At 73.1% G+C, this 19,252-nt stretch carries 16 protein-coding genes; 9 read left to right on the top strand and 7 right to left on the bottom strand.

Annotation, left to right across the window (positions count from 1 at the left end):
- Nucleotides 1–106: 106 nt before the first annotated feature.
- Together AB0F03_RS02985 and AB0F03_RS02980 are read right to left on the bottom strand one after the other, a co-directional pair.
- The gene (locus tag AB0F03_RS02985) at nucleotides 107–1,144 is read right to left on the bottom strand and encodes a lactonase family protein (protein WP_361985928.1); all 1,038 of its coding nucleotides are present in this window, start codon (nucleotides 1,142–1,144) and stop codon (nucleotides 107–109) included.
- 240 nt (nucleotides 1,145–1,384) lie between these two features.
- A complete protein-coding gene (locus AB0F03_RS02980) occupies nucleotides 1,385–2,905 on the bottom strand; it encodes an FUSC family protein (protein WP_361985926.1) in 1,521 nt (506 codons plus the stop codon).
- Between the two features lie 230 nt (nucleotides 2,906–3,135).
- On the opposite strand from AB0F03_RS02980, the gene AB0F03_RS02975 reads away from it, so the two are divergent.
- From AB0F03_RS02975 to AB0F03_RS02965, 3 genes are all read left to right on the top strand, one after another.
- Nucleotides 3,136–3,612: an Lrp/AsnC family transcriptional regulator gene (locus AB0F03_RS02975; RefSeq protein ID WP_189300821.1), complete on the top strand. Its 477-nt coding sequence runs from the start codon at nucleotides 3,136–3,138 to the stop codon at nucleotides 3,610–3,612.
- A 20-nt stretch (nucleotides 3,613–3,632) separates the two neighbouring features.
- On the top strand, nucleotides 3,633–4,340 hold the full coding sequence (locus AB0F03_RS02970; RefSeq protein WP_361985924.1) for an HAD family phosphatase: 708 nt from the start codon (nucleotides 3,633–3,635) through the stop codon (nucleotides 4,338–4,340).
- A gap of 86 nt (nucleotides 4,341–4,426) precedes the next feature.
- Nucleotides 4,427–5,929 carry an MFS transporter gene (locus tag AB0F03_RS02965; RefSeq protein WP_361985922.1) on the top strand — a complete coding sequence of 501 codons (1,503 nt, stop codon included), beginning with the start codon at nucleotides 4,427–4,429 and terminating at the stop codon, nucleotides 5,927–5,929.
- 66 nt (nucleotides 5,930–5,995) lie between these two features.
- On the opposite strand, the gene AB0F03_RS02960 is transcribed toward AB0F03_RS02965, so the two are convergent.
- On the bottom strand, nucleotides 5,996–6,772 hold the full coding sequence (locus tag AB0F03_RS02960; RefSeq protein WP_361985920.1) for a LysR family substrate-binding domain-containing protein: 777 nt from the start codon (nucleotides 6,770–6,772) through the stop codon (nucleotides 5,996–5,998).
- Nucleotides 6,773–6,893: 121 nt separating this feature from the next.
- On the opposite strand from AB0F03_RS02960, the gene AB0F03_RS02955 reads away from it, so the two are divergent.
- Together AB0F03_RS02955 and AB0F03_RS02950 are read left to right on the top strand one after the other, a co-directional pair.
- The gene (locus tag AB0F03_RS02955) at nucleotides 6,894–7,292 is read left to right on the top strand and encodes a DUF5997 family protein (RefSeq protein WP_361985918.1); all 399 of its coding nucleotides are present in this window, start codon (nucleotides 6,894–6,896) and stop codon (nucleotides 7,290–7,292) included.
- A 270-nt stretch (nucleotides 7,293–7,562) separates the two neighbouring features.
- Nucleotides 7,563–8,351 carry a LuxR C-terminal-related transcriptional regulator gene (locus AB0F03_RS02950; RefSeq protein ID WP_361986686.1) on the top strand — a complete coding sequence of 263 codons (789 nt, stop codon included), beginning with the start codon at nucleotides 7,563–7,565 and terminating at the stop codon, nucleotides 8,349–8,351.
- Between the two features lie 65 nt (nucleotides 8,352–8,416).
- Here the strand turns inward: AB0F03_RS02950 and AB0F03_RS02945 are convergent, their stop codons facing one another.
- A complete protein-coding gene (locus tag AB0F03_RS02945) occupies nucleotides 8,417–8,839 on the bottom strand; it encodes a secondary thiamine-phosphate synthase enzyme YjbQ (protein ID WP_356824227.1) in 423 nt (140 codons plus the stop codon).
- A gap of 221 nt (nucleotides 8,840–9,060) precedes the next feature.
- On the opposite strand from AB0F03_RS02945, the gene AB0F03_RS02940 reads away from it, so the two are divergent.
- A complete protein-coding gene (locus AB0F03_RS02940) occupies nucleotides 9,061–10,137 on the top strand; it encodes an NAD(P)-binding domain-containing protein (protein WP_361985916.1) in 1,077 nt (358 codons plus the stop codon).
- Nucleotides 10,138–10,149: 12 nt separating this feature from the next.
- On the opposite strand, the gene mltG is transcribed toward AB0F03_RS02940, so the two are convergent.
- Both mltG and AB0F03_RS02930 read right to left on the bottom strand, forming a co-directional pair.
- On the bottom strand, nucleotides 10,150–11,046 hold the full coding sequence (gene mltG, locus AB0F03_RS02935) for an endolytic transglycosylase MltG (protein WP_361985914.1): 897 nt from the start codon (nucleotides 11,044–11,046) through the stop codon (nucleotides 10,150–10,152).
- A gap of 43 nt (nucleotides 11,047–11,089) precedes the next feature.
- Complete coding sequence (locus AB0F03_RS02930; RefSeq protein WP_361985912.1) at nucleotides 11,090–12,892, bottom strand: ABC transporter ATP-binding protein; 1,803 nt, start codon at nucleotides 12,890–12,892, stop codon at nucleotides 11,090–11,092.
- 114 nt (nucleotides 12,893–13,006) lie between these two features.
- On the opposite strand from AB0F03_RS02930, the gene AB0F03_RS02925 reads away from it, so the two are divergent.
- Nucleotides 13,007–13,456, top strand: coding sequence for a MarR family transcriptional regulator (locus AB0F03_RS02925; protein ID WP_361985910.1), 450 nt, complete (start codon nucleotides 13,007–13,009; stop codon nucleotides 13,454–13,456).
- An 88-nt stretch (nucleotides 13,457–13,544) separates the two neighbouring features.
- Here AB0F03_RS02925 and AB0F03_RS02920 read toward each other — a convergent pair whose 3' ends face one another.
- Nucleotides 13,545–15,191, bottom strand: a complete 1,647-nt coding sequence (locus tag AB0F03_RS02920) for a peptide-N4-asparagine amidase (protein ID WP_361985908.1) — start codon at nucleotides 15,189–15,191, stop codon at nucleotides 13,545–13,547.
- Between the two features lie 233 nt (nucleotides 15,192–15,424).
- Between AB0F03_RS02920 and AB0F03_RS02915 the strand changes: the two genes are divergently transcribed.
- Together AB0F03_RS02915 and AB0F03_RS02910 are read left to right on the top strand one after the other, a co-directional pair.
- Nucleotides 15,425–17,014 carry a M1 family aminopeptidase gene (locus AB0F03_RS02915; protein WP_361985906.1) on the top strand — a complete coding sequence of 530 codons (1,590 nt, stop codon included), beginning with the start codon at nucleotides 15,425–15,427 and terminating at the stop codon, nucleotides 17,012–17,014.
- Nucleotides 17,015–17,276: 262 nt separating this feature from the next.
- A complete protein-coding gene (locus tag AB0F03_RS02910; RefSeq protein WP_361985904.1) occupies nucleotides 17,277–19,223 on the top strand; it encodes an N-acetylmuramoyl-L-alanine amidase in 1,947 nt (648 codons plus the stop codon).
- The last annotated feature ends 29 nt before the right edge of the window (nucleotides 19,224–19,252 follow it).

Genomic DNA, 19,252 nt, shown 5'->3' with positions numbered 1-19,252 from the left:
ACGAAGCAGGGCCTGCTCCCGTTGCGGAGCGGGCCCTTCGCCGTGCCGGAGGGGGACCTTCGCCGCTTTCCGGGCGGGCGCTTCGCCTTGCCGGGACCCGGCGTGCTCAGCCGAAGACGACGCAGGAGGCCGCGGCGACCCGCACCGAGCCGTCGTAGCGGGGCAGGCCCGTCGCCTCGTCCACGGTGAACCAGGTCACGTCCCCGGAACGTTCGTTGGCGGCGTACAGACGACCGTTGTGTTCGGCCAGGGCGCGCGGCCAGTGCCCGCCGCAGGGCACCGTGGCGGTCAGCCGGAGGCTGTCGGCCCCGACGGCGAGCACCGACAGGACGTCCTCGCCGCGGGTCGCGGTCCACACGAAGCGGCCGTCGGGCGAGACGACGATCCCGGAGGGGTAGGCGTCCCCGGCCGGGGCGCCGGGCAGCAGGGGGACCTCGGTGAGCGGCTTCAGGGAGCCGGTCCCGGCGTCCCAGCGGCACACGGTCACGGTGGGGGTCAGCTCGTTGACGACGTAGGCGTGCTCACCATCCGGGTGGAAGGCCAGGTGGCGGGGGCCGGAGCCCGGGCGCAGGGCGGTCTCGCGGTGCACGGCGGGGGTGCCGTCCACGAGGGTGCACACGCGGACCGAGTCCGTCCCGAGATCGACGCTGACGGCCCACCGGCCGCTGGGGTCGGCCTGCACCTGGTGGGCGTGCGGGCCGCGCTGGCGCCGGTCGTGCGGGCCGGAGCCGCTGTGCCGGAGCCGGCCGGAGGCCCTGGCTGCGAGGGTGCCGTCGGGGCGCAGCGGTACGGCGGTGACGCTGCCGCAGCCGTAGTTGGCGGTCAGCACGTGCCCGGCGTACAGGCCGAGGTGGGTGGGGCCGCTGCCGTCCACCGGCACGGGCGCGCCGACGGGTTCCGGCCGGTCACCGGTGACGCGGTAGGCGGCGACGGCGCCCTCGGCCGTCTCGCTGACCGCGTAGAGCGTGGCGCCGTCCGGTGACAGGGCCAGGTAGGAGGGGTCGGGCAGGTCGTCCGCGGCGGCGACGACGGTGAGGGCGCCGCCGTGCGGTGCCACCTCGGCGGTCACCAGTCCGGGGCCACCCGCCGCCGTGAACGAGCCGATGAACGCCCGGCGTCTGCCCGGCCTGCCGCCCTCTGCCACCGCTGTCCCCTCTCGGTCGAGCCAGTCCGGGGCCGACGGTAGCAGCCCCTTGCCCGCGGTCTAGACCAAGCTAGACCAAGAGAGGGGGTGGCCGGCCGGTTCATCACGCGGACGTGACACCCGAGGCGCCCGGCAGGGCATCGGTACCGCCGCCGGCACGGGTCCCGCAGGAGCCGGCGCGCGGGCGCCCCGCCGTGGGGCGCCCTCCGGCGGGCGCACGGCGGGACGCGACAGCGGGCGTCAGAAGCCGTCCGGCCGCCCGGCCAGGGCCTCCGCTCCCGCCGGCCTCGGCCCGGACGGTGTCCGCAGCGGTTCGGCGAGGGCGGCCAGGGCGCGTTCCAGGCCGTGCAGGTGGGCCAGGACGGGCTCGGCGGGCGATTCGGCGGGGCGGTGGAGCGGTTCTCCGCGGCCGGCGGTGAGGGCCTCGACGGCGGTCTCGACGCGCCAGCAGGCGGCGGCGAGGCGCGCGTCGTGGGAGGCCTCCGGGTCGGCGGCCACCGCCACCAGGCCCCTGACCTCGCGTGCGCAGTCGTCGAGCAGCGCCAGGACCCGGCGGGCGCGCGCCTTGCGGGCCGGCATCGGGTTCAGCGGATGGACCAGCGGTGCCACCGAGAGCCGGACGCGGCCGAGCAGCTGCTCCAGTTCGGCCACCCGCGGCGCCGGGTCGGCCGTGGCGGAACCGGCGAGGCGTGCCGCGGCCTCCGCCGTGCAGGCGTGGACGCAGCGCAGGGCCCGCTGGATCCACGCGTCGGTGGTGGCGTGGGTGGTGACGGGCAGCACGAGCAGGACCGCGAGCGCGGCGCCGAGTGCGCCGACGCAGGTCTCGGCGAGCCGCAGCGCCAGCAGTGCGGGGCTGAGGACGCCGAGCAGGCCGTAGAGCAGTTCGGCGAGCAGCGTCACCCAGAGCATCATCCAGGTGTAGGAGACGGCGGCCGTGTAGAAGATGCCGAAGACGCAGACCGCGACCAGGGCGGCCGTCGGGACGGGCGCGCCGTGCAGGGGGACGGCGACGAGGAGGCCGAGGCCGATGCCGATCACCGTGCCGAGGACCCGGCGGAAGCCGCGTACCAGCGTCTCGCCGCGCGAGGCGGTGTTGACGAAGATCCACCAGGTGGCGCCGACGGCCCAGTACCAGCGCTGCCCCGACAGCAACTGGCCGGCGACCAGCGCGAACCCGGCACCCGCGGTCGCCTGGAGCGCCTGCCGCGTGGTCACCCGGGCCAGCCCGGTCGCGCCCGGCGGGGCGGGTACGACGGCCGGGGGCAGCCGACGCTCGTAGCACCACGCGCCGAAGCGGACCGCCGCCGCGCTGAGCACGGACAGCAGGACCGCGGCGTACAGCTCGGGCAGCTGGGCCGGCGTGACGTGCAGGAACTGGGCCACGAAGAAGGTCATGAAGGCGAACACGCCGAGGCTGTGTCCCCGCGGCCCCCAGCGGCGCGCGTACACGCCGGCGCCGACGACGGCGAGGAAGGCCAGGTCACGGGCGACGGGGACGTCGTGCAGCCCGGCCGCCACGGCGAGCGCCGGCAGGCCCACGGCGGGCAGCAGGGCGGTGGTGACCGCCTGGCCGCGCACGGTCGCGTCGGCGACGGTGAACAGGGCGAGCAGGGCGGCGAGGCCACCGGCGACCGCGCCGGGGAGGGAATGTCCGGCACCGAGACAGACCACGACTGCCAGTCCGATGCCGAGGACGGCCCGTGCGGCGAAGCGCAACCGCCCCCGCCCCGGGTCCGGAGCCACGAACACCCTCTTCAGCACTGCTGCCCTCCCCTGGGAACACCGGCACGGAAAAGGCGCCGCGGGGATCCGCAGCGCCATCGACACCCCCATGAGAGCATCACGAAGGTCACTGGCTCAAGTGTTGCCCGAATCACTGGGCCATTGGCTACGTGACGGCGTGACAGAAGCGGTTGACGGAATGCCAACGGACCAGGTGGGAGGGTCCAGGCCCCCTCCCGTGACCTGGGCCATTGGTACAGTCGTACGTCATGGCCGTGGACGAACTCGACACCCGCATTCTGCGACTGCTTCTCGAGCAGCCGCGCACCAGCGTGCGCGAGTACGCCCGCATCCTCGGTGTCGCCCGCGGCACGCTCCAGGCCCGGCTGGACCGGATGGAACGCGACGGCGTGATCACCGGTACGGGTCCTTCCCTCTCCCCCGCCGCCCTGGGCCATCCGGTGCTGGCATTCGTGCACATCGAAGTCACGCAGGGCCATCTGGACGACGTGGGCGACGCGCTGGCCGCCGTACCGGAGATCGTGGAGGCGTTCTCGATCACGGGTGGCGGAGACCTGCTCGCGCGCGTGGTGGGCCGGGACAACGCCCACCTGGAGGACGTGATCCAGAAGCTGATCAGCCTCCCCGGCGTCGTGCGCACCCGCACGGAGGTGGCGCTGCGCGAACGCGTTCCGTACCGGCTGCTGCCGCTGGTGGAGTCGGTCGGCCGGGCGGCACGCGCCTGACGGTCGGCATCATGGACGCCATGAGCGATCTGGACACCAGGAGCGGTCTCGGCACTCTCTCGGTCATCTTCGATCTCGACGGGACGCTGGTGGACAGCGAGCCGCACTACTACGAGGCGAGCCGGCAGACCCTCGCCGAGCACGGCGTTCCGGTCTACACCTGGGCGGATCACGAGGACTACGTAGGCGTCAGCACCCGGGAGTCGGCGGCTATCTGGCGGGAACGCTACGGTCTGCGCGCCCCGGTGGACGACCTGCTGGCCCGCGCGAACCAGCGCTATCTGGACCTGGCCCGCGCCGGCACGCGCGCGTACCCGGAGATGCGCGCACTCGTCGAACGTCTGGCCGCCCAGACCGTGCCGATGGCGGTGGCCTCGGGATCCTCCCCCGAGGCCATCGAGGCGGTCCTGGCGGGCACGGGCCTGGACGCCTTCCTGCGCACGGCGGTCTCGGCCGACGAGGTCCCGCGCGGCAAGCCCGCCCCCGACGTCTTCCTGGAGGCGGCCCGCCGGCTCGGCACGGAACCCGCGGACTGCGTGGTGCTGGAGGACGCGGCCCCCGGTGCGGCCGCCGCCCACGCGGCCGGGATGCGCTGCGTCGCCGTTCCGTACGTCCGTGCCCGCGCGGACGCCCCCGAGTTCGCCACGGCGGCCCTGCTCGTACGGGGCGGCCAGCAGGAGTTCTCGGCACGTTCGGTGTACGCGTGGCTGAGGGACGCGGCGCGCTGAACCGGCGCTCCGGACGGCCGCCGGTCCGGGGCCGGCTCGCCGAGCCTCACCGTGCGGGCTGGGCCGTGGCTGCATAGCGTGACCCCATGAGCACAGTTCAGACCCGGCCCGCCCCCGACGACCGGCGGTGGAAGGCGCTCGGGGTCTGTCTCGCGGCGGGTTTCATCTCGCTTCTCGACACCTCGATCGTGAACGTGGCACTGCCCTCCATGGAACACGGGATGGGAGCCTCCCAGGCCGCTCAGTCGTGGGTGGTCTCCGGGTACGCCCTCACCTTCGGGCTCGCCCTGGTCCCGGCGGGCCGGCTGGGTGACATGCGCGGCCGGCGTCAGGCCTTCCTGGTCGGGCTCGCCCTGTTCACGGTGGCCTCGGCGGCGTGCGGGCTCGCCCCCGGCCCCTCCTGGCTGGTGCTGTTCCGGCTGATCCAGGGCACGGCGGCGGGCATGGTCGCACCGCAGACCTCGGGGCTGATCCAGCAGATGTTCCAGGGCGCCGAACGGGCCAAGGCCTTCGGGCTGCTCGGCAGCGTCATCGGCGTCTCGACGGCGGTGGGCCCCCTGGCGGGCGGCCTGCTGATCGACGCCGTCGGCACCGACGACGGCTGGCGCTGGGTGTTCTTCGTCAATCTGCCGATCGGGGTGGCCGCCTTCGTCGCGGGACTCCGGCTGCTGCCCCGCTTCGCGGTACCGGCGGGAAAGCGCGAGGAGTTCGACCCGTTCGGCGTACTGCTCCTCGGCGCGGGTGTCGTCGCGCTCATGCTGCCCCTGGTGCAGGAGCAGCAGTGGACCGGGCGGGAGAAGTGGGCGCTGATGCCGGTGGCCGTGGTGCTGCTGGGTGCGTTCTGGGTGTGGGAGAGACGGCAGGGGCTGCGCGGGCACGCCCCGCTGGTGGACCTGGCGCTGTTCTCCCTGCGGTCCTTCACCCTCGGCGCCCTGGTCAGCCTCTCGTACTTCGCGGGCTTCACCACGGTCTTCTTCGTCTACACGCTGTACCTCCAGAACAACGTGGGGTACAGCGCGCTCGCCGCGGGTCTCAGCGTGCTGCCCTTCGCGGCGGCCTCGGCGGTCGGAGCGGCGGTCGGCGGCCGGCTGGTGCTGCGCTACGGCCGCACGCTGGTCGTGATCGGTCTGAGCGGGGTGGCACTGGGACTGCTCGGCGTGGTCGCGGCGGTCGAGCTGGTGCCCGGGCAGGGCGTGGGGTGGGCGTCGGCGCTGCCGATGCTCATCGGAGGCATCGGCTCCGGTCTGACCGTCTCCCCGAACACGACCCTCACCCTCACCCGGGTCCCGGTGCGCCTTGCGGGCGCGGCCGGCGGCGTCCTCCAGACGGGCCAGCGCGTGGGCTCGGCGGCCGGCATCGCCGTGGTGGGCGCGGTGTACTTCGCTCACCTCGCCAACCACGGCAGTGCCGGTACGGCAGTCCAGCTCGGGCTGCTCACCGCCGTGGGGATCATCGTGGCCGCACTCGTGCTGGCAATCGCCGACCTGCGGGAACGCCATGTGCATCCGGAACCGGGCAGGGCCGGGGAGACGGTCCGGCGGGGTTCGCAGGAGGGCGGCACCGAGGAGCGGGTCCGGGGCGCCTCCTGAACGCCCGGACCGGGCGGCGGGGTGCGGGCCGGAGACTCCGCGCCGAGGCGGCGGCGCGCGCCGGGCTCACGACCTGCGGCGCGGCTTCCCCCGCTTGGCCGGCTTGGCGCCGCTGGTGCGGGCGCGTGCCGTGCCGCCCGCCGACTTGGCCCGCGCCTTCGCCGCGGGCGTCTGCCGGCTGCCGCCCTGTCCGGAACGCTTGGGCGTCCGGTCGGCCGGGGTGTTCGCCGTCGTACGGCCCCGGGTGCTGTTGACCGTGCGCCCGCGGACGACGCCGATGAAGTCCTCCACCAGGTCGGTGGTGGCGTCCTCCGGCCAGGACAGGGCGACGCTGGACTGCGGTGCGTCGGCAACCGGTCGGTAGGTCACGTCCCGGCGGTGGTGGAGACGGGCCAGGGACTGGGGGACGATCAGGAGGCCGACGCCGGCCGCGACCAGTTCGATCGCGTCCGCGGTCGTGGCGGGCCGTTCGAAGGCCGGTTCGCCCGGCGGGGCGTCCCAGTCGAAGAGGTCGTCCAGGGGGTGGAAGAGCACCTCGTCGGCGAGGTCGGCGAGGGTCACCTCCTCCACCGCCGTGATCACGTGATCCTTGGGGACGACGACCACCGAGGTCTCCGTGTACAGCGGGATCGCGCTGAAGTACGTACGGTCGACGGGCAGCCGGACCAGCCCCGCGTCGGCCTCACCCGCGCGCAGCACCCCGGGTGCGTCGGCGGCCTCGACCTGGACGAGGGTGAGCGGGACGCCGGGCCGGCGCTCGTTCCAGACCTTCACCCACTTGGCGGGCGTCACTCCGGGAACGTACGCGAGCCGGAACGACGGTGATTCCTCCGAGCCTGTCACCAGCCCAGGTTACCGTCCGCCACCGGCCCCCCTCACCGCGCGCCCTCGGGCACGGCCACCGCCGGCCCTCACACCGCGGGCATGGTCAGGCCTTCCGTACGCGGCCGATACCCTTGACCTCATGAAGTCGCAGCAGAGCACCCAGACGATGAAGCCCGCGACCGCGGCGAAGAAGCTGGGTGTGTACCTCCCCGCCACCCCCGCCTCCTTCCAGGAAGGCGTGGTTTCGCGTGCCGAGCTGAACGAGCTCCAGACCGACCCGCCGGAGTGGCTGCGCGAACTGCGGAACAACGGCCCCCACCCGCGTCCGGTGGTCGCCGCCAAGCTGGGCGTGTCCATCGCCGGCCTGTCCCGCGGCGGGGTCACCGAGCCGCTCACCACCGAGCAGATCGAGGCGCTCAAGCAGGAGCGGCCCGAGTGGCTGGAGAAGGAGCGCGCCACGCAGGCCGAGGTCCGCAAGGAGGCCGCGCGGATCAAGAACCTGAAGCAGGAGAAGGAGAGCGGCGCCGAGCGCGGCTGACCCGCCCGACCGTCCGCGACGCCCTTCGGCTCTGCCGGGGGGCGTCGTCCGTTGCCGGGCGCGTCGCCGACGGCACCGGACGGGCCGCCGTTCCCCCGTGCCGGCGGCCCGTCGGACGCACTGCGTCCGCGCAGGCCGGTGTCGCCGGATCGAAGTCTGTACCAGCCGGGGACCGCCGGGGTATGCGTACAAGTGCGTACGCCCGCGGAAGGACGGGCGGACACGGTGACCGGAGAGGACCACGTGCGGCTGGACAGGGCCTACGAACGCATGGCGGCCGTCGCCGTGACGGCGCTGCACGAACGGGAGCCCGAGCGGCTGTGGCCCCTGCTGGCCGGGACGCTGGCGGACCTGTGCGGCGGTGAGGCGGCCATCCACAAGCTGGACGACTGGAACGAGAGCGAGGGCACCATGGGTGCGGTGCCCGACGCCGCCGCCGCGGAACTGGCCCGGCTCGGCGACGCCGACCTCGCTCTGCTGCGCGCCGGCTACCCCTTCGCCCGCCACTACACGCCCCGGACCGACCGCACGCCGGTCACCGCGCACCGGGCGGTCGGCGCCACCTGGCCGGGCAGTCCCACGGCGCGGCTGCTCGCCGGGGTCCTTGACGTCGACCACGTGCTGGGCGTCCCGCTGCCGGGCAGCACCGCCCCGATCACCGGCTGCCTCGTCTACCGCGCCGGCACCGACTTCACCGACGACCACCTGGTGATGGCCGAGCGGGCGCAGCCGCTGCTGGCCGCCGTCGAGCGGCAGCGGCAGTTGCTCCAGGAGTGGCGGCGGGCGCTCGGTGCGGCCGGGTCGCCGGACCAGCGCGCGGCGGACTGCGCGCTGACCCCGCGCGAGACGTCCGTCCTGCTGCTGCTCACCGACGCACTCACGGCCGATGCCATCGGCCGACGCCTCGGCATCTCGGTCCGCACCGTGCACAAGCACGTCGAGAACATCTACCGCAAGCTGGGCACCCGCGACCGCGTCGGCACCGTGCTGCGTGCCCAACGGCTCGGCCTGGTGCCGGCGCCGCGGCCACCCGGGGCCGCCCGGACCCGCTCCCCATGACACGCCACCGCGCCGCGGTGGCGCGGTGGCGGGACCGGCCACGGGGAGGGGCTGGTCCGGTCGGGTCAGCCGAGGAAGCTCAGCCGCACCCGCCGGTCGGGGTTGTCCTTGTTGGTGTCCACCAGGCACACCGACTGCCAGGTGCCCAGTTCCAGACGGCCGCCGATCACCGGGAGGGTCGCGTGCGGCGGGACGATGGCCGGCATGACGTGGTCGCGGCCGTGGCCGGGGCTGCCGTGCCGGTGCTGCCAGCGGTCGTCGGCGGGGAGCAGGGTGTGCAGGGCCGCGAGGAGGTCGTCGTCGCTTCCGGAACCCGTCTCGATGACGGCGATCCCGGCGGTGGCGTGCGGGACGAAGATGTTGAGCAGGCCGTCCCGGCCGGCGGCGGCCTCCCGCAGGAACTCCTCGCAGTCGGCGGTGAGGTCGACGACGCGTTCCCGGGAGCCGGTGGAGACGTTCAGCATGCGCGTGGTGAAGGCATCGGACATGACCCCATCCTGACCCGTACGCCGTTTCCCACACGCCGTGACGGCGTCGAATTCCGCTATGGACGGTGTCCACGGCCTGCGCGCGCTCACGTGCGTCGGACCTGGTCGGCCTCGGCCACCGGACCGACGCCCGCCGCCCGGCCGAGGACGCTGTCCGGCGGCGGGCCCCAACGCGCCACCCGGTCGGGAAGATCCGTGCGGGAGGGTCCGTTGAGGGAGGCGTGAACGCAACGCGCGAGGTCGATGTCGTCGTCGCAGGTGCCGGTCAGGCGGGTCTGGCCGGCGCCTATCATCTGCGCCGCGGCGGCTTCGAGCCGGACCGCGACTTCGTCGTCCTCGACCACTCCCCCGGGCCGGGCGGCGCCTGGCAGTACCGGTGGACCTCGCTGACTTACGGCAAGGTCCACGGGATGCACGCGCTGCCCGGCATGGAGCTCGAGGACGCCGACCCGTCGCGGCCTTCGGCGGACGTGATCGGGGAGTACTTCGACCGGTACGAGCGGGCGTTCGACCTCCGGGTACGGCGCCCCGTCGACATACGCGCCGTACGGGAGGGCGACGGAGGACGGCTGCTCGTGGAGACCCCGGACGGCACCTGGTCGACACGGACGCTGCTCAACGCGACCGGCACCTGGGACCGCCCGTTCTGGCCGCGCTATCCCGGCCAGGAGGACTTCCGCGGGCGGCAGCTGCACACCGCGCAGTACGCCGGGCCCGAGGAGTTCGCCGGGCAGCGGGTCGTGGTCGTGGGCGGCGGGGCCTCGGGCACCCAGCATCTGCTGGAGATCGCCCCGTACGCCGCCGCGACCACGTGGGTCACCCGGCGGCCCCCGGTCTTCCGGGAGGGGCCGTTCGACCAGGAGGCGGGCCGTGCGGCGGTCGCGCTGGTCGAGGAGCGGGTACGCCGGGGGCTGCCCCCGCGCAGCGTGGTCTCGGTCACCGGGCTGCCCCTGAACGACGCCGTCCGGCAGGGTCTGGCCGACGGTGTGCTGGAACGGCAGCCGATGTTCGGCAGGATCACCCCCGACGGCGTGGAGTGGCGGGACGGCCGGCACGTGGCCGCCGACGTGATCCTGTGGGCGACCGGTTTCCGGGCCGCGCTGGACCATCTGGCTCCGTTGCGACTGCGTGAGCCGGGCGGCGGCATCCGCGTCGAGGGCACCCGCGTGGTCGCCGATCCGCGGATCCATCTCCTCGGCTACGGCCCCTCGGCCAGCACCGTCGGCGCCAACCGCGCCGGGCGCACGGCCGTCCGGGACATCAGGCGGCTGCTGGCCGGGGAGCCGGTCGCCGCGTGACCTCGCGCCGCGTCAGCGGACCGGGGGCTGTGCGGAGGCCGGGGACTGCGCCGGGCTACCGGTCGGCGGCTGCGCCGTCCCCGTGCGCCGGTGCAGGGCGTTGAACTCCGCCACGTTGCTCAGGTGCGCGGCGTAGTCCGCGGTGAAGCGGGTGTCGCCGGGTCTGACCGTGACGAAGTACAGCCAGTCGCCCGGCGTCGGGTTGAGCACGGCGCGCATCGCGTCGTCGCCGGGGTTGCCGATCGGTGTCGGCGGCAGACCCATGCGCTGGTAGGAGTTGTAGGGGCTCTCGATCTGGATGTCGTCCTGGCTGGTACGCGGGGTGCTGCGGTTCAGCGCGTAGTCGAGGGTCGAGTCCATCTGGAGCGGCATCCCGCGCTCCAGCCGGTTGAGGACGACCCGGGCCACCTTGCCCATGTCCTCCTTCGTCGCTGCCTCGGCCTGGACGATGCTGGCGATGGTGACGGCCTGGTAGACGTTCATCGCGGTGTGCTGGGCCCCGGCCGCGACCGGTGCGCCGTCGTACTTCCGGTTGGCGGTGTCGACCATGAGCCGCACCAGGGACTCGGGCGTCGCCCCTTTCCGGATGGGATACGTCGCGGGGAAAAGATAGCCCTCGGGGTTGCCCTCGGCCTCGCCCGGAAGTTTCAGGGCGGCCTTGCCGAGGGATTTACGGGTGCTTCCCGGCGGCAGCTCGAGCGCCCTGTCGACGGCGTCGTAGACCTGACCGGCGCGCCAGCCCTCCGGGATGACCAGCGTGGCGGGCTTCGTCTCCTCGTGGAGGTCCACCAGCGTCAGCAGCGGCACCGCCACGGCGGTACCGGCGACGACGGCGCCGGCCACGACGAGGGCGAGTCTGCCCCGGCGTGTCAGTCGGATCGTGCTCCGTGGCGGAGTCTTCGTCTGCATGCGGGCACGGTAATACGCATATCGTCACAAACCTGGCATCTGTTCAACTTGTCGGTTGCAGTTGCGCGTCCCGGCGCACCAGGGCCGCATACCGGCCGTCCAGCTCCAGCAGTTCCTCGTGCGTGCCCCGTTCGGCGACCCGTCCGGAGTCCAGCACCACGATCTGGTCGGCATCGCGGACCGTCGACAGGCGGTGGGCGATGGTGATCGTCGTCCGGTCGGCCGAGAGTGCGTCGATGGCCTGCTGCACGGCGGCCTCCGTGCGGGTGTCCAGCGCGCTGGTCGCCTCGTCGAGGATGAGGACCGGCGGGTCGCGCAGGATGGTGCGGGCTATCGCCAGGCGCTGCTTCTCACCGCCGGAGAAGCGGTGGCCGCGTTCGCCGACGACCGTGTCGTAGCCATCGGGGAGCGCGGCTATGTGGTCGTGTATCTGTGCCGCCCTGGCCGCCGCGTGGAGGTCCTCGTCGTCGGCGTCCGGCTTGGCGAAGCGGAGGTTGTCGGCGACGGAGGCGTGGAAGAGGTACGTCTCCTGCGAGACGACACCGACCGCGCGGGCGAGGGTGTCGAAGTCGAGGTCGCGGACATCGACGCCGTCCACGGTGACGCGGCCGCCGGTGACGTCGTACAGGCGGGGCACCAGACAGCCGAGCGTGGACTTGCCGGCGCCGGTCGGGCCGACGACGGCGAGGCTGCCGCCGGCGGGGACGGTGACGTCGATGCCGTCGAGGACGGGGCCGCCCTTGCCGTCGTAGCGGAACTCGACACCCTCGAAGCGGACTTCGCCCTTGATCCGGTCCAGCCGGACGGGCCGCTCGGGTTCGGTGATGTCGACGGGCAGGTCCAGGTACTCGAAGATGCGCTGGAAGAGCGCGAGCGAGGTCTGGATCTGGACGCCGGTCGCGAGCAGGCTCACGGCGGGGCGGAACAGGCCCTGCTGGAGCGAGACGAAGGCGACGATGGTGCCGAGGGAGGCCTCGGGACCGCCGAACCGGAGGGCGAGGCCCGCGGTCCAGTAGATGACGGCGGGCATCGCGGCCATGACGACGGTGATCACGGCCATGCGCCAGCGGCCGGCCATGTTCGATCTGACTTCCAGGTCGACGAGGCGCTCGGACTCCTCCGCGAAGGACGCGGTGAGCGAGTCGGAGCGGCCCATCGTGCGGCCGAGCAGGATGCCGCTGACCGAGAGCGACTCGGTGACCGTGGCCGCCATCGAGGCCATCTGTTTCTGCCGCTGGGTGGTGATCTTCTTGCGTTCGTTGCCGACCCGGCGGCTGATCCACACGAACGCCGGCAGCAGGAGGAGGGAGACGATCGTCAGCCGCCAGTCCAGGGCGGCCATCGCGACGATGGTGGCGACCACGCTGGTGACGTTGGAGACCAGCGAGGTGGCGGTGGAGGTGACGGTGGCCTGCATGCCGCCGATGTCGTTGGCGATGCGGGACTGCACCTCACCGGTGCGGGTGCGGGTGAAGAAGGCCAGCGACATGCTTTGCAGCCGGCCGTAGACGGCGGTGCGCAGGTCGTGCATGACCCGCTGGCCCACCGTGGTGGAGATGAGCGTCTGGAGCACGCCGAAGACGCTGGACAGGACGGCACTGACGATCATGCCGAGCGCGAGCAGGCTCAGCAGCCCCGTGCGGCCTTCGGGGATCGCGACGTCGAGGGTCTCCCTGAGCAGGAAGGGCGTGGCCACCGACGCCAGCGAGGAGGCGCCGACGAGCAGGCCGACGATCAGGAGACGCCCGCGGTAGGGACGGAAGAGCTTCAGGATGCGGCGCACCTGCCGCGGCTGTTCGCCGGCGTCGGCAGGTGGGGTCCAGGCGGGTTCACGGTCGGGGTGCATGGGCTCCTACGGAGGTGAGCGGGCGCCGGTCAGGGGTCGGCCGGCGATGTCTGATGGATCGTAGCTCATTGTTACCTATACTCACAATGAACGGCGTCCTGATATTGTTCCCGCATGACCACCCCCGATCCCGACGGTCTGCTCGCCGAGCAGTTGCTACGGCTCACCCGCCGGGTGCACCGCATCCAGAAACGCCATCTGGAACAGCATGACCTGGGCATCACCCCGGCGCAGTCCCGGCTGCTGCGCACCCTCGCGCACTACCCCTCCCCTCCGCGCATGGCCGATCTCGCCGAACGCCTGGAGGTCGTACCCCGCGCGGTGACCACGCTGGTGGACGGGCTGGAGGCGAGCGGCCGGGTGCGCCGGGTGGCGGATCCGGCGAACCGGCGTGTGACCCGGATCGAGCTGACGGACGAGGGTCACACCGCCCTGCGTGAGCTGCGTGCCGCACGCCGCTCGGCGGCCGAGGAGATGCTCGCTCCCCTGACGGAGAAGGAGCGCCAGGTGCTCGGGGTGCTGCTCGACACACTGATCGACGGGGACGCCCGGCAGCCCTGCTGACCACCGTGGCCCCGCCCCTGGCCCCCGGAGACGGGACGGGGCCGCCGGCAGCCGCCGCGGGGAGGCCGGACACCCCGGGGCGCGCGTCTCAGCAGCGGTTGCGGTCCTGCGTCAGCACGCCCTGGACGGTGGTCAGCGAACGGTCGTGGCAGCCGTCCGGACCGAGGAGGCGGTAGCGCTCCGTCGAGGTGCCGACCGCGTGCCGCTGGTCGCGCGGGACGTCGGTCGTGTACGCCGCGTCGCCGCTGTAGGTGTCGTCGAGCCGCGACCACGCGGTGCGCCGGCCGCCTTCGCCGACCACCGCCGAGGCCCGGTCAGCGAGGGCCAGCACGGTACGCAGCCGGCTGTCCGCGCCGAGGGTCGTGGCGCCGTTCATGGTGTACGTCCGGTGCGTGTGCGTCGTCCGCACGGGAACGCTCCCGGGTCCGTGTCCGGCATCGTGTCCCTGCCCGGGGCCGTTGACGGTGACGGTCTCGTCGTCGGTCCAGCTCGCGTCGAGTCCGTCCGTGGTCTCGTCGTCGGTCCAGCGGTGGACGGAGCTGTTGGCCAGCGTCCGGGTGACGGTGGTGGTCACCCGGCCGTGCGAGGTGTCGAGGTAGCCGGAGACGGTGAGCCGGTGCCCGGCCTCGGTGCGCACCCGGTTCTGTGCGCCGGGCGTGTACACGGAGGAGTTGGCGAGGCCGGTCGCGTGGTGCGTGGTGAGCGCGCCGGTGAGCCGGGCGCGGTGCGCGTCCTGCCAGACCAGGACGTTCACGGGGGTGCTCCAGCCCTGTTGCCCCGTGGGCACACCCACGACGGAGACTGCGACGTGGTGCGGGCGGCCGTCGTCGAGCAGGCCGGCGAAGGGCGTGAGGTCGTACTCGACCGGCCGCACGTCGAAGGCGCGCGGCGCCGGGAGCACGTACCAGAGGAAGGGGTTGGACCAGCCGCCGGTCCACACGTGCGGGTAGGGCGCGGCGATGCCGGCGAGCCGGCCGTCGACCTCGATCTGCACCTCGCGGTACGGGCCGTGGTCGGCCTTGCAGGAGTACGACGCCGGGTCGGCCACGGTCAGGTACCAGAACTCCTCGCAGCCGCCGCCCGATCCGGTCGCGTAGACCTCGGCGACGATCCGTTCGCTGTTGCGCGGCGTGGTGAGGGTCGTGCCGCCGGAGGTGTCGGCGAGGGTGAGGACGCGGTCGGGGGCCGGGGCGGCCGGACGGCCCGCGTAGAAGGTCAGGGTGACGTGTACGTCGATGACACCGGTGAACGTGTCGTCGACGACATTGCCGATCAGCATCTCGACATCGCGGGCGCGGCGGAAGGTGTCGCTGTAACGGGTGACGTCCTTCTCCACGTGCCACTCGATGCCGTCGGGCGAGGGCTCCGGGGTGGAGGTGCGCAGCACCTCCACCCCGCCGACACGCAGATAGCCGAGACGGTCGTACTGGCGGCCCTTCACCTTGCCGTCGAGGCGCAGGACGACCTTGCTCCAGCGGTCACCGCAGCCGTCGGGGGGTGTGTACGTGCCCCGGTAGGGGGTGAAGTCGCGGAACCGCACGTCGGCGAGAGTCACCTGGCAGGACCGGGTGTGCGGCCGCCCTACGGGCGGGGCCGCGGTCACCGGGTCGTGCCAGTCGGCACCGAACTCGACCGGTACGCCGGCGGCTCGGGCGGCCGGGGCCCCCGTGCCGAAGAGCGCGCTCGCCAGCAGTGCCGCCAAGGCGAGCATGGACATGACTAACCGTCTTCTCATGGCCGGTGTTCTACGGGCTGGGCCCGGCTCCCGCAATGACGCCTCGGGCAGACCGGCGCGATGAGGACGGCCCACGCGACCTCCGTACGAGCACCCACTTGACGGACATTCAGTGATATGAGCACATTTTCCTGTCATAGTGCCGCCATGGAGATCATGACCGCCGTCAGTCCATCGGGGCACACGGCCGCGAGCCGGTCCTCCCGATGCCGCGACCCGCACGAACTCCGCCGGTGAAGGCGCGCTCCAGGCATCCGGACCCCCGGCGTCCGCGTCGCCGCCAGGCCCTCCGCACACGGCACACGGCGCTGGCCCTCGCCGTCACCGGAGCCGTCGCACTCACCGGGACGCTCGCTCTCACCGGATCCCTCGCACCCCCCGGTGGCGCGCTCTTCGCCGGCGGAGCCAGGCACGGGAGCCGCGGCACTCCCGCCCCCGGCGCCTCGGCCGGCCCGGCCCCGTCCCCCGGCGCGCCGGGCATCGGCGACCCGCTGATGCCGCTGGCCGGCAACGGCGGTTACACCGTCCGCCGTTACACGCTCGACTTCGACTGGCGGGCGCCCCGGACGCCGTTCGAGGCCGGCGCCACCATCAGCGCCACCGCCACCCAGGCCCTGTCCCGCTTCGACCTGGACTTCGCGGGCAACACGCTGCACCACGTCACCGTCGACGGCACGCGGGCCACCGCCGCCCGCAGAGCCGACGAACTCGTCGTCACGCCCGCCGAGCCGATTCCCCGCGGCAGCACGTTCACCGTCCGCGTCACCTACACCGCCGACCCGGCCCGCAGCCGGCACCGCGACGACGCCATCCAGGACTACGGCTGGGTTCCCACGCCCGACGGCACCCTGCTCTGCGCGCAGCCCGACGGCGCTCGAATGATCTTTCCGGCGAACGACCACCCGAGCCTGCGGGCACCGGTCACCTTCCGGATCACCACCCCCGCGGGGCTCACCGCGGTGGCCAACGGCCGGCTCGTCGGCACCGTCCGGCGGCCGGACGGCCGCGTCCGATGGACCTACGACTCCGAACAGCCGGTCGCGGCACAACTGGTCCAGATGGCGATCGGGAGGTTCACGTTCGTCGACAGCAGCGGCCCGCACGGGCTGCCCGTCCGCGACGTGGTCCCCGACGCCCTGGTCACGGACACCGCGGCCCACCGCTCACTCACCGGGGAGCACCTGGCCTGGCTGGAACGGCGGCTCGGCCCGTACCCGTTCCGCCGCTACGGCGTGCTGGTCGGGGACACCGACCTGCCCGTGGCGCTGGAGACCCAGTCCCTGTCCGTCGTACCGAAGGACGACCTGCTGGGTGACCGGGTCGACGCCGAACGCAACCTCGTCCACGAACTGACGCACCACTGGACGGGCGACAGCGTCGCCATCCGGCGCTGGTCAGACCTGTGGCTCAGCGAGGGACACGCCCGCTTCTACGAACGTCTGTACTCCGAGGAGCACGGCGGCGTGAGCCTGGAGTCCGCGATGCGGGCGGCCTACGAACAGCACGACCAGTGGCGGCAGGACGACGGGGCTCCGGCCGAACCCACCGAGGCGACGCTCTTCAAGGTCATGCGGTACGACGGCTCGGCGCTGGTGCTGTTCGCGCTGCGGGAGAAGGTCGGTACCGAGACCTTCGACAGGATCGAGCGGGCCTGGGTGACCGAGTACCGGGGCCGCGCGGCCGGCACCCGGGACTTCATCGCGCTCGCGTCCCGGATCGCGGGCGAGGACCTGCGCCCCTTCCTGACCCCGTGGCTGTACGGGGCGCACACCCCGCCCATGCCCGGCCACCCCGACTGGCAGGTGGATCCGGTCGAGGACTGAAGGCCGCCCGCGGTCGCGCGGCATGCCCCAGGAGGCGGAGTGACTGCCGCCGACCGGGTGGCCTCTGCCGGGCCGCTGGTCCACCCCGGTGACGCTCGCCACGACGCGGCGCGCCGGGCACGGAAACCTACGAGGGGTGGTGTGACGGCAGGGCAACACCTTTGTCCTGGTTGTGCCGAGCCTGGTTGGGAGCCCCGCAATGAGAAGAAGAGTCGCCGCACAAGTGCCCGGAGTCGTCCGGAGATGCCGCAGGACGGCATGCGTGATCGCGTCGGCGGCTGTGCTGTCGCCCCTGCTGATCCTTCCGATGTACGGCACCGACAATGCGGCGGACCGGCGCCTCGAGGACGCCTTCACGGACGCCGCGCACGAGTTCCACGTACCGCGCAGCGTGCTCATGAGCGTGTCCTACATGCAGTCCCGGTGGGACTCCCATCCGGGCGCGCCCAGCGTCGCGGGCGGCTTCGGGCCGATGCACCTGGTGGACGCCCAGCGCGGCCAGGCCCCGGCCCGGGAACCCGGCCCGCGACCACCGGAGGGCGGCCTCACCCCGCCTCTCGTGGGGGAGGCGGGGGCGCCCGTCGCGGGCACCACGGACGCCGCCTCCGATCGCGCCGTACAGCCCGCGGACCTGCGGCAGGCGGCCCGGCTGATCCAGTCCCCCGTCGGACGGCTGCGGACGGACGCCACCGCGAACGTGCGCGGCGGCGCGGCGCTCCTGGCGGCCACCCAACGGCAGCTCGGCAACAAGCTCAGCGCCGACCCGGCGGACTGGTGGGAGGCGGTGGCCCGCTTCCCGGGCACCCGGGACGTCACGTCGGCCGCGACGTACGCCGACGACGTCTTCGCCCTCATCCGGCGGGGAACGCACCGCACGACCGCCGAAGGACAGGACGTCACCCTTCCCGCCACCCCCGGCGTGCGGCCGCACACCCGCCCCCACGCCGCCCGGCAGCCGAAGAACGTCGAGTGCCCGGCCGAGCTGTCCTGCGACTGGCTCGGCGCGCCGTACGAGGAGATCGACGACAACGAGTACGGCAACCACGACCTCGCCGACCGGCCCCGCGACCAGTCGATCGAGTACATCGTCATCCACGACACCGAGGCCGTGCTGCCGAACATGCTCAAAACCGTCCAGGACCCGACGGAGTCGTCCTGGCACTACTCGATCCGCTCCAGCGACGGCCACGTCATCCAGCACGTCAGGACGAAGGACGAGGCCTGGCACTCCGGCAACCAGTTCGTGAACACCCGCTCCATCGGCATCGAACACGAGGGTTTCCTCAGGCAGCCCGGCACCTGGTACTCGGAACAGATGTACCGGGCCTCGGCCCGCCTGGTGCGATACCTGGCGAAGAAGTACGGCATCCCGCTCGACCGGCAGCACATCTTCGGCCACGACAACGTGCCGTCCCCGACCGCCGACAGCATCCCCGACATGCACGACGACCCCGGCCCCTTCTGGGACTGGCGGCACTACTTCGACCTCCTCGGCGCGCCGCTGCGGGCGACGGCGGGACCCGACAGCGACATGGTGACCATTCTGCCGGACTACGCCAAGAACAAGCCGCGGTACACGGGGTGCGCCCAGAGCGGTTCACCGTGTCCGCCGCACGGCTCCAGTGCCGTACGGCTGCACACCGAACCGGACGAGAACGCCCCGCTGATCCAGGACCCGGGCCGCAAGCCGGACGGCGACGACTCCACGGAGGACGTCAACGACCTGGGTTCCCGCGTCTCCACCGGCCAGACCTTCGCGGTCGCCGGCCGCGACGGTGACTGGACCGCCATCTGGTACCAGGGCCACAAAGCGTGGTTCAAGAACCCCAAGAAGCAGCCGACCGCCGTCGGTGCGGCCGGGCGCATGGTCACGCCGAAGCAGGGCCGGGACGAGATCCCGGTGTACGGACGTGCCCTCCCGGAGGGGGACGCCTACCCGGACGACGTGCCGGAGCAGCCCGAGTCACCGCTCCCGTACAACCTCCTCGCGGGCCAGCGGTACGTCACGCAGTCCCGGGTCGGCAGCTCCTACACCGCCAGGTCGTCCTTCACCGACACGCCCAACCCGGTCGTCTGGGGCCGGGAGCGCTACTACGAGATCCAGCTCGGCCACCGGCTCGCGTACGTCCACGCCAGCGACGTGGACGTGGTGGACACACCCCCGGCGGCGGGCGCTCCGGCAGGCAAGGACGGCCCGGCGCATCGATGACGCGGCGACAGCCGGGACGGCAGAAGGGG

It is taken from the genome of Streptomyces sp. NPDC028722 (assembly GCF_040637655.1).
Lineage (GTDB): Bacteria > Actinomycetota > Actinomycetes > Streptomycetales > Streptomycetaceae > Streptomyces.
Note: the sequence above shows the minus strand (reverse complement) of the source record. Positions and strands in the feature narration are given on the sequence as shown.